The sequence below is a fragment of the Citrobacter sp. genome, from assembly GCF_050252275.1.
Taxonomy (GTDB): domain Bacteria; phylum Pseudomonadota; class Gammaproteobacteria; order Enterobacterales; family Enterobacteriaceae; genus Citrobacter_A; species Citrobacter_A amalonaticus.
In genome coordinates, this window is record NZ_JBFWLF010000163.1 from 1 (window position 1) to 10259 (window position 10259).

The 10259-nt window shown below is 52.2% G+C and carries 12 protein-coding genes; 7 read left to right on the top strand and 5 right to left on the bottom strand.

From position 1 onward, the window contains the following. The 3 genes from AB7E14_RS14365 to AB7E14_RS14375 all read left to right on the top strand — a co-directional run. Window positions 1-536: FUSC family protein (locus tag AB7E14_RS14365; RefSeq protein WP_428169621.1), on the top strand; the 536-nt coding region annotated here is incomplete at its 5' end. Between the two features lie 90 nt (window positions 537-626). Then, window positions 627-2075, top strand: coding sequence for an NAD-dependent succinate-semialdehyde dehydrogenase (locus AB7E14_RS14370; protein ID WP_044327098.1), 1449 nt, complete (start codon window positions 627-629; stop codon window positions 2073-2075). 29 nt (window positions 2076-2104) lie between these two features. After that, complete coding sequence (locus tag AB7E14_RS14375) at window positions 2105-2377, top strand: barstar family protein (RefSeq protein WP_042324989.1); 273 nt, start codon at window positions 2105-2107, stop codon at window positions 2375-2377. Window positions 2378-2434: 57 nt separating this feature from the next. On the opposite strand, the gene yhcN is transcribed toward AB7E14_RS14375, so the two are convergent. Continuing rightward, the gene (yhcN, locus tag AB7E14_RS14380) at window positions 2435-2698 is read right to left on the bottom strand and encodes a peroxide/acid stress response protein YhcN (RefSeq protein WP_042998327.1); all 264 of its coding nucleotides are present in this window, start codon (window positions 2696-2698) and stop codon (window positions 2435-2437) included. A gap of 367 nt (window positions 2699-3065) precedes the next feature. Further along, complete coding sequence (gene argR / locus AB7E14_RS14385; protein WP_042324992.1) at window positions 3066-3536, bottom strand: transcriptional regulator ArgR; 471 nt, start codon at window positions 3534-3536, stop codon at window positions 3066-3068. Window positions 3537-3950: 414 nt separating this feature from the next. Here argR and mdh point away from each other — a divergent pair, with 414 nt between their 5' ends. Next, window positions 3951-4889 (top strand): malate dehydrogenase, encoded by a 939-nt coding sequence (gene mdh, locus AB7E14_RS14390; RefSeq protein ID WP_042998326.1) that lies wholly within the window; start codon window positions 3951-3953, stop codon window positions 4887-4889. 69 nt (window positions 4890-4958) lie between these two features. Here mdh and degS read toward each other — a convergent pair whose 3' ends face one another. From degS to zapG, 3 genes are all read right to left on the bottom strand, one after another. Further along, window positions 4959-6026, bottom strand: a complete 1068-nt coding sequence (gene degS, locus AB7E14_RS14395; RefSeq protein ID WP_042998325.1) for an outer membrane-stress sensor serine endopeptidase DegS — start codon at window positions 6024-6026, stop codon at window positions 4959-4961. A 90-nt stretch (window positions 6027-6116) separates the two neighbouring features. Continuing rightward, window positions 6117-7484 (bottom strand): serine endoprotease DegQ, encoded by a 1368-nt coding sequence (degQ, locus tag AB7E14_RS14400; RefSeq protein WP_042998324.1) that lies wholly within the window; start codon window positions 7482-7484, stop codon window positions 6117-6119. Between the two features lie 168 nt (window positions 7485-7652). Beyond that, window positions 7653-8051, bottom strand: coding sequence for a Z-ring associated protein ZapG (gene zapG / locus AB7E14_RS14405; protein ID WP_043001761.1), 399 nt, complete (start codon window positions 8049-8051; stop codon window positions 7653-7655). Window positions 8052-8243: 192 nt separating this feature from the next. On the opposite strand from zapG, the gene zapE reads away from it, so the two are divergent. The 3 genes from zapE to rpsI all read left to right on the top strand — a co-directional run. Beyond that, a complete protein-coding gene (gene zapE, locus AB7E14_RS14410) occupies window positions 8244-9371 on the top strand; it encodes a cell division protein ZapE (protein ID WP_044326505.1) in 1128 nt (375 codons plus the stop codon). 231 nt (window positions 9372-9602) lie between these two features. After that, complete coding sequence (rplM, locus tag AB7E14_RS14415; RefSeq protein ID WP_042998322.1) at window positions 9603-10031, top strand: 50S ribosomal protein L13; 429 nt, start codon at window positions 9603-9605, stop codon at window positions 10029-10031. A 15-nt stretch (window positions 10032-10046) separates the two neighbouring features. Further along, a partial coding sequence (gene rpsI, locus AB7E14_RS14420) for a 30S ribosomal protein S9 (RefSeq protein WP_428169622.1) occupies window positions 10047-10259 on the top strand: 213 nt, incomplete at its 3' end.

Consider the following 10259-nt stretch of genomic DNA (forward strand, 5'->3'; position numbering starts at 1 on the left):
ACTTCAGCCAGTTCCTGGACAGTGCGTTAGGCCAGATTGTGGGCTGCGTACTGGCCTTTCTGGTCATTGTGATTGTGCGCGATAATTCTCGCGATCGTACGGGTCGTGTGCTGCTCAACCAGTTTGTTTCTGCGGCGGTGTCAGCGATGACCACCAACGTGGTACGGCGCAAAGAAAACCATCTTCCCGCGCTTTATCAGCAGCTGTTTCTGTTGATGAATAAATTTCCGGGGGATTTGCCGAAGTTCCGTCTGGCGCTGACCATGATCATTGCGCACCAGCGTCTGCGGGATGCGCCGATTCCGGTCAACGACGATCTCTCCGCGTTCCACCAGCAGTTGCGTCGTACGGCGGATCATGTCATTTCAGCCGTGAATGACGACAAGCGTCGACGCTACTTTGGTCAGCTACTGGATGAGCTGGACGTGTATCAGGAAAAGCTGCGAGTCTGGGAAGCGCCCCCGCAGGTCACTGAACCGGTGAAACGACTGACCGGTATGTTGCACAAGTACCAGCATGCGCTAACCGACAGCTAACCCTCAGAAACCGATGCCAAAAGCGTCGGTTTTTTTATGGCTATACTTATTCGATGTGCGCAATGCAGGACATCAGAAGGAGAAAACACCATGCAAACGCTTCAGGACAACGAACTTTTTCAGACGGGATATCTGGTTGATGGGCAGTGGAAAACGCTTGATACCACCTTTGATGTGCTCAATCCGGCGACTGGCGACACGATCGCGAAGGTGGCGAAAGCAGGAAAACAGCAGACCGAGGAGGCGATTGCCGCGGCCAGTAAGGCATTTCCTGCCTGGCGGGCAAAAACGGCAAAAGAGCGCTCGGCAATTCTGTACCGTTGGTATGAATTGATCATCGAAAACAAAAGCTGGCTGGGACGGTTGATGACCACCGAACAGGGGAAACCGCTGAAAGAAGCCGAGGGTGAGGTCGAATACGCTGCCAGCTTTATCCAATGGTTTGCCGAGCAGGCGAAGCGTGCCAATGGCGAAATTATCCCGCCGATCAAACCCGGCTCTCGCATTCTGGCGACACGCGAACCGATTGGCGTCGTGGCAGCCATTACGCCGTGGAATTTCCCGATGGCGATGCTGACCCGTAAGCTCGGCCCGGCGCTGGCGGCGGGCTGTACCGGGGTGATAAAACCGGCCAATAACACGCCGCTGAGTGCCTTTGCGTTGCTCACGCTGGCGAAGAAAGCGGGGGTCCCTGATGGCGTACTCAACGCCGTAGCGGGCAATACGCCGGAAATCAGCGATGCCATCATGGCAAGTCATGCGGTGCGCAAAATTTCGTTCACCGGTTCAACGGCTGTCGGTAAAACGCTGGTACGTAATGCCGCGGAAACCATGAAAAAAGTGTCGATGGAACTCGGTGGCAATGCTCCCTATATCGTGTTTGACGATGCGGACATCGATGCGGCGGTAAAAGGCGCTATTGCCAATAAGTTCCGTAATGCCGGGCAGGTTTGTGTCAGCGTGAACCGCTTTTATATCCAGGAGAGTGTCTACGACGAATTCACCCGCAAACTGACCGATGCGGTTCAGGCATTGCAGGTGGGGAATGGCCTGGATGACGGCGTCGTCGTCGGGCCGCTGATCGAACCGTCTGCGGTCGATAAAGTGCGTGAGCATGTGGAAGATGCCGTTGCGAAAGGAGCCAAAGTGCTGGCGGGCGGGAAAGCGCACGCACTCGGCGGTAACTTCTGGCAACCAACGGTATTGGGTGAATGTCGTGACGACATGAAGCTGGCGAGCGAAGAGACGTTTGGACCGGTTGCCGCTTGCTTCCGTTTTACCCGAGAAGAAGAGGTAATCGAGCGCGCGAACAACACGCCGTTTGGCCTGGCCGCTTACTTCTATACGCAAAACCTACAACGGGTGTTCCGTGTCTCTCAGGCTATTGAGAGCGGTATGATCGGGATAAACGAATGTGCGGTTTCCACCGAGTTGGGACCGTTTGGCGGGGTGAAAGAGTCAGGGCTGGGACGTGAAGGATCGGTTCTGGGGTTAGACGAATTTCTGGAAGTGAAAACCCTGCATATTGGCGGCCTGTAGTCAGACCGTTATCGGGAAGGTGGCGATAGATGAATATCTATACATTTGATTTTGATGAAATTGAGGATCAGGACGACTTTTATCGTGAGTTTGCGCGAATGTTTGGCCTGGCCAAAGAGAAAGTAAGCGATCTCGACTCTCTGTGGGACATCATCATGAGTGAAGCGCTGCCGTTACCGCTGGAGATCGAGTTTGTACATCTACCCGAGAAATCACGCCGGCGTTATGGCGCACTGATTTTGTTGTTTGATGAAGCAGAAGAAGAACTGGAAGGTCAGTTGCGTTTTAATGTTCGTCATTGAGAGATAAAAAAGCCCCCGACAGTCGGGGGCAAGGTCGTCGGACTAGACGACGAGGGTTTATTTGTACAATTCGGCAGTGGCATGCCAAGTGTCACCGCTACGGGCTTCGGTGATCTGATACGCTGATGCGCCTTTTTCCTGGGCTTTCTTGTTCAGCATTTCATGCATGTCCATTGGGCTGGAGCCGATTGCACTTACGGAGACAGAGCCAATCGCTTCGCGATTTTGTGCTTGTTCTGCGTTGATAGAATCTGCGGCGAATGCGCCAAATGAAAGAACAGAGAGAACGCTTAACGCAGCAACAGTTGTTTTGATTTTCATGATAAGTACCTCGTCGAATTTATTATTGGGGGTCTTCGTTTCGTGACCCTCATCACAAAATCAAGTATACACTAATAACGTGATAAATTAATACCACGCTAATGGTTTCAGCGATGCGTAAGTAATGAAAATTTATTTTTTTATGCCTGTCTGGAATTAAAAAATGATGGTTTTTTGTTTATATCTAATAAAATCATATGGATATGAAATTTTGCGATTTGTGCGGTTTTGCATGAGCATATTCACTGCTTGAATGATTTTGGGCAGATAAACGCACTATTTGCTAAATAACAGGCAGATAAAATAACGGGAAGTGAACGTTAAAGCAGGGTTTTACCCCGCCGCCTCAGACGACGGGGTGAGAGGGTCAGAGCTCTTGTTCGAACAGCTCCAGAATGGCTTCGTAAAGATCTTTTACCGTAAAGCCATTAGCCGGGGTGGTAAAGATGGTGTCATCCCCGGCGATGGTGCCCAGAATGCCTTCAGCTTTACCCAGCGAGTCCAGCAGGCGGGCGATCAACTGCGCCGCGCCAGGACTTGTGTGGATCACCACCACTGCATCGTTAAAATCGATATCAAGAACCAGGTTTTTCAGTGGGCTGGAGGTGGTGGGTACGCCCAGTTCAGCCGGGAGGCAGTACACCATCTCCATTTTCGCATTGCGGGTACGGACTGCCCCAAACTTTGTCAGCATGCGTGACACTTTGGACTGGTTGATGTTATCAAAGCCTTGATCCTGCAATGCGAGGACAATTTCGCCCTGAGAGCTGAATTTTTCTTCTTTAAGTAGCGCTTTAAACGCTTTAACTAATTCTTCTTGCTTAGCTGAGCTTCGCATAAGTCACCCGTAGTATGAGAGTGGAAACAACATTATTATGCATACAGATGAATTTTTATGCAAATAGTCTGCCCAAGTGAAGGCTGAAATAATGTTATGAAAGAGCGGAATTTTATCAAATATTGTTATCAAGAAACATGCCTGTGTCACGCCTCGCAAATAAGCTTAAAAGTAAATTAATTGTTATCAAATTGATGTTGTTTTGGGCTGGTAGTAGGGTATATTGTCACCACCTGTTGGAAAGTTGCTCTACTGCACAGACAGCTTCGGATTACGTCAATTAAATGCATAAAAGCTAAATTCGCGTGACAACACAGAATTGAATACGGGTGATTGTATTCATCGAATTTGTGGTTTAACGTCGCCGCCGCGGAGCAACAAACACTAGTTTATCAATATAATAAGGAGTTTAGGATGAAAGTCGCAGTCCTCGGCGCTGCCGGCGGTATCGGCCAGGCGCTTGCACTACTGTTAAAAACCCAACTGCCTTCAGGTTCAGAACTCTCCCTGTACGACATCGCTCCAGTGACTCCCGGTGTGGCTGTAGATCTTAGCCATATCCCAACTGCTGTGAAAATCAAAGGCTTCTCCGGTGAAGACGCGACCCCGGCACTGCACGGTGCGGACGTGGTGCTGATCTCCGCAGGTGTAGCGCGTAAACCAGGTATGGATCGTTCCGACCTGTTTAACGTTAATGCTGGCATCGTGAAGAACCTGGTACAGCAGATCGCGACGACCTGTCCGAAAGCCTGCATCGGTATCATCACCAACCCGGTGAACACCACCGTCGCTATTGCAGCAGAAGTACTGAAAAAAGCGGGCGTTTACGACAAAAATAAACTGTTTGGCGTAACCACGCTGGACATCATCCGCTCCAACACCTTTGTGGCGGAACTGAAAGGTAAGCTGCCGACTGAAGTTGAAGTTCCGGTTATCGGCGGACACTCTGGCGTGACCATTCTGCCACTGCTGTCGCAGATTCCGGGCGTGAGCTTCACTGACCAGGAAGTCGCTGACCTGACCAAGCGTATTCAGAACGCAGGTACTGAAGTGGTTGAAGCGAAGGCGGGTGGCGGATCGGCAACCCTGTCTATGGGCCAGGCGGCCGCTCGTTTCGGTCTTTCTCTGGTGCGCGCACTGCAGGGCGAAAAAGGCGTTGTTGAATGTGCCTACGTTGAAGGTGACGGTCAGTACGCACGTTTCTTCTCGCAGCCGCTGCTGCTGGGTAAAAACGGCGTCGAAGAGCGTCAGTCTATCGGCAAACTGAGCGCATTCGAGCAGAATGCGCTGGAAGGTATGCTGGATACCCTGAAGAAAGATATTCAACTGGGTGAAGAGTTCGTTAACAAGTAAGCGAGCCGCGAAGCCATAAAAAAACCGGAGCAATATGTCTCCGGTTTTTTATTGCCTGATTGCCGATAACTAATTGGTTGCCGGGTATTCCTGAATAGTGACCTGTAGCGTCAGCTTCTTATCATCACGCATGACAATCACCGGAATGACCGAACCAGGGCGAATCTCTGCTACCTGGTCCATGGTTTCCAGTGCGGAGACCGCAGGTCTGCTGTTCACGGAGATAATCAGGTCGTTAACCTGAATACCGGCCTGCGCCGCCGGGCCATCCGGCGCCACTTCGTTCACGACGATCCCCTGGATTTGGTCCATACCGCCGCCCTGCGTGTGCAGTGGGGCAATTTCACGACCACCAATCCCAATGTAGCCACGGATAACACGACCATCGCGGATCAGCTTATCCATAATTTTGGTTGCCAGCTGGAACGGAATGGCAAAGCCGATCCCTTCCGGCGTTTCGCCGTCATTGCTTTTATCGAACGACAGGGTGTTGATACCCATGAGCTCACCCAGCGAGTTCACCAGCGCCCCACCAGAGTTACCGTGGTTGATCGAGGCATCCGTTTGCAGGAAGTTCTGCCGTCCGGTTGGGTTCAGGCCGATACGCCCCGTGGCGCTGATAATGCCCTGGGTGATGGTTTGTCCGAGATTATAAGGGTTACCGATCGCCAGGACTACGTCACCGATATGCGGTGAACGCCCGGCGTTGATCGGAATCGTCGGCAGACCGCCAGTGGCGTTGATTTTCAGTACCGCCAGGTCGGTCAGCGTATCGGAGCCAACCAGCAGCGCTTCAAACACTCGCCCGTCCTGCAAGGCGACGATGATTTGATCGGCATCGTTGATCACATGCTTGTTGGTAATGATGTAGCCGCGCTGATCCATGATCACGCCTGAACCCAGGGTGCGGATTTCCAGCTGATTATGCGCGGTGCTGTTCATACTGCGGTTATAGACGTTGACCACAGCGGGGGCCGCGCGACGTACCGCAGAGTTATAGCTGGCGGGCGTCTCGTCGGCACTGTCATATTGCGGTGCAGAAAGCGTGTTGATTTTGCGTAGCGAAGGCATGGCGGCCAGAAGAATGGCGCCAACAATCAAACCAATTGCAACCGAACGTAAGAGCTTCACTAACATGATGGAGGCGTCATTAATAAAGGGAACGGCAGCAGCATATCACGAGTTAACCGGACATCACACGCGAGGCTGATGCCCGGTCGTCTGGATTTAACGCAGGAGCAGATAAATGCTCTCGTTACCGCGGACGATCTGTAGCGCAATAATGGACGGTTTGGCTTCCAGCACTTTGCGCATCTCAGCGATAGAATTCACGCGGTCACGGTTGACCCCGATGATCACATCATCCTTCTGCAAACCAGCCTGTGCGGCGGGACTGCTCTTTTCAACGCTGTCAATTTTGATACCTTTGCTGCCGTCTTTGAGCTGACCATCGCTCAGCGTCGCACCCTGTAATGCCGGGGCAATCATCTCCGCGCTGGCAGATGACGAGGTGCTGGTATCAAGCGTCACTTCCACTTCCAGCGGTTTGCCGTTACGCAACAGGCCAAGCTTCACTTTAGTACCGGGTTCTGTGGTGGCAATCCGGGAGCGCAGCTCAGCAAAACTGTTGAGCGGTTTGCCGTTGAGACTGGTAATCACATCGCCGGACTTAATGCCCGCTTTGGCTGAACCGGAGTTTGGCAGTACTTCGCTGACAAAGGCACCGCGCTGCACATCTATCTTGAATGCTTTGGCGATGTCGGCGGACATTTCGGTCCCTTTAATCCCCAACAGGCCCCGCTTGATTTCACCAAACTGAATCAGCTGCTGCGCCAGGATGCGGGCCATATTGCTGGGGATGGCAAAACCGATCCCGACGCTGCCGCCGCCAGGCGCAAGAATAGCGGTGTTAATACCGATCAGCTCGCCGTTCAGGTTAAGCAGCGCGCCGCCGGAGTTCCCGCGGTTGATTGAAGCATCGGTTTGAATAAAGTTCTCCAAACCTTCCAGGTTCAACCCACTGCGTCCCAGCGCGGAGACGATACCGGAGGTGGCGGTTTGCCCCAGACCAAACGGGTTACCGACCGCCACAGCAAAATCACCAACGCGCAGTTTATCCGAGTCGGCGATGGCGATTTGCGTCAGCTTGCTGGCGTTTTGAATTTGCAGCAGGGCGATGTCGCTTTGATCGTCGCTGCCAATCAGTTTGGCCTCGAATTCACGCCCGTCATTCAACTGAACGCTGATTTTCTGCGCCTGATTAATCACATGATTGTTGGTCAGAACATAGCCTTTTGCGGCATCGATAATGACCCCGGAACCCAGTCCTTCAAACGGCTGTGCCTGCTGATCGGGCAGATCATCGCCAAAGAATTTTTTAAACTCTTCCGGGACTTTCTGCGTTTGAGTGGCGGTGCCTTCAACCTTCACGCTAACGACGGCAGGCAGCACTTTTTCGAGCATCGGGGCAAGACTGGGAAGCGCGGGCTGGCCGGGAACCTGGCCTGGGATCGACGCAATGGCCTGAAACGGCGCCGAGAGAGTTAACCCGACACTTAACGCTAATGCACTCAACAGCTGGGTTTGTATTTTCATTGATCCTGCTCTCGTACCTTGAGTAAAGGGAAAGACGATTCAAAACAGTTTGATGTTATTGAATTTTCAATCTGCTAACAATGCGGATAATGATTAAATGATAGTCGGGACGGGAGAGAAGAGGTGGGCGCAATCGCTGCGCCCAGGAAAAATATTATCGCTGTGCGGTTAGTCGCGCTTTGCGCCACTACGCAGCAGGCCGGATGCGCCTTCGGAGTAGTCACGCGGCATTTGTACCGGAGCCTGGTCGTTGCCGGCTTCAGATTCAGCCAGACGGTTACGGAACGGGTTAGATTCCGCAGACAGTTCCGGCAGCAGGCTGCTGGAGCTTTTCGCCATGTGCTGATACAGCTGACGGTAATCGTGAGCCATGGTGTCCAGCAACTCGGCGCTGCGGGCAAAATGGCTGACCAGTTCTTCGCGGTACTCTTCCAGCTCAGCTTTATTCTTTTCCAGTTCGTACTGCAACGCCTGTTGCTGGCGTAATTTCCGGTTACCAAAACGCATGGCTACAGCACCGACGATGATGCCGACGACTAACCCAATTAGCGCATATTCCCAGGTCATGAACATCTCCCGTTGTCTTTTGTTTCCGTAGGGTGTTGGCTTTAGGCTCCATGCCTGCGCCTGATACTGCCACTATAACCGCTAATCCCACAGAAGTGGAATCCCGTCTTTATATCGCGTAGTGTAGAACGGCCTTTTTTTCGTCAACCGTGAACGACGGCACACCGATTTTCAAGGAATAACAATAACATCATGCAGAGCTTTACCCCCACATCGCGTTACCTGAAAGCCATTAACGAAGGCACTCACCAACCCGACGACGTGCAGAGAGAAGCGGTCAATCGTCTGGAGATCATTTACCAGGCGTTAACGGTGAACCCCCCAGCGGTTTCCGAAGCAAAAGGGTTTATGGCCCGCGTGGGCAAACTGCTGGGGAAAAAGGAAGAGGTGCACAGCGCGCCGGTGCGAGGCTTATATATGTGGGGGGGCGTTGGTCGGGGGAAAACCTGGCTGATGGATCTGTTCTACCACAGCCTGCCTGGCGTTCGTAAGCAGCGTCTGCACTTCCATCGCTTCATGCTGCGCGTGCATGAGGAGTTAACCGCGCTGCAGGGACAAACCGATCCGCTCGACATCGTGGCCGACCGCTTTAAGGCAGAAACAGATGTGCTGTGCTTTGATGAGTTTTTTGTGTCTGATATTACCGATGCCATGCTGCTCGGCGGGCTGATGAAGGCGCTGTTTGCGCGCGGTATTACGCTGGTGGCGACCTCGAATATACCGCCAGATGAGCTGTACCGTAACGGGTTACAGCGTACGCGTTTTCTTCCCGCCATCGATGCGATTAAGCAGCATTGCGACATCATGAACGTAGATGCAGGCGTGGATTATCGTCTGCGGACGTTGACCCAGGCGCATTTGTGGCTCTCACCATTGAATAATGAAACGCAGCAGCAGATGGATAACCTCTGGCTGGCGCTGGCTGGCACCAAACGTGAACAGCAGGGACCGGTTCTGGAGATTAATCATCGTCCATTGCCGACGCTGGGCATGGAAAACCAGACGCTGGCGGTCTCATTTCATACGCTGTGCGTTGATGCCCGCAGCCAGCACGACTATATTGCGCTGTCACGCCTCTACCATACGGTTATGCTGTTTGACGTGCCGGTGATGACACCGTTAATGGAAAGCGAAGCGCGTCGTTTTATCGCGCTGGTGGATGAATTTTACGAACGCCACGTCAAGCTGGTGGTAAGCGCCGCTGTGCCTTTATATGAGGTGTATCAGGGGGAGCGACTGAAGTTCGAATTCCAGCGCTGTCTGTCGCGTTTGCAGGAGATGCAGAGCGAGGAATATCTCAAGCAAGAACACATGCCCTGATCACGGCCAATAAACTGTTGGGCAAATCACAGAAAGGGGTCGATCTTTGACCCCGACTTCTCTATAATCTTGCGACCCCACGTTACAAGAAAGTTTTTTTCCCAAAACTTTTTGTGTGCTGGCATTGGCTATTCGAAGGGGTAGGTTTGCCGGACTTTGTCGTGTGAACCTCAACTGACATAACGTTTGGGTGTTCACCAACGTGTAACTTATTTATTGGGTAAGCTTTTAATGAAAACTTTTACAGCTAAACCAGAAACCGTAAAACGCGACTGGTACGTTGTTGACGCGACCGGTAAAACTCTGGGCCGTCTGGCTACTGAACTGGCTATTCGCCTGCGCGGTAAGCATAAAGCGGAATACACTCCGCACGTAGATACCGGTGATTACATCATCGTTCTGAACGCTGACAAAGTTGCTGTAACCGGCAACAAGCGTACTGACAAAGTGTACTATCACCACACCGGTCACATCGGTGGTATCAAAGAAGCGACCTTTGAAGAGATGATTGCTCGCCGTCCTGAGCGTGTGATTGAAATCGCGGTTAAAGGCATGCTGCCAAAAGGCCCGCTGGGTCGTGCTATGTTCCGTAAACTGAAAGTTTACGCTGGCAACGAGCACAACCACGCGGCACAGCAACCGCAAGTTCTTGACATCTAATCGGGATTATAGGCAATGGCTGAAAATCAATACTACGGCACTGGTCGCCGCAAAAGTTCCGCAGCTCGCGTTTTCATCAAACCGGGCAACGGCAAAATCGTTATCAACCAACGTTCTCTGGAACAGTACTTCGGTCGTGAAACTGCCCGCATGGTAGTTCGTCAGCCGCTGGAACTGGTCGACATGGTTGAGAAACTGGATCTGTACATCACTGTTAAAGGTGGTGGT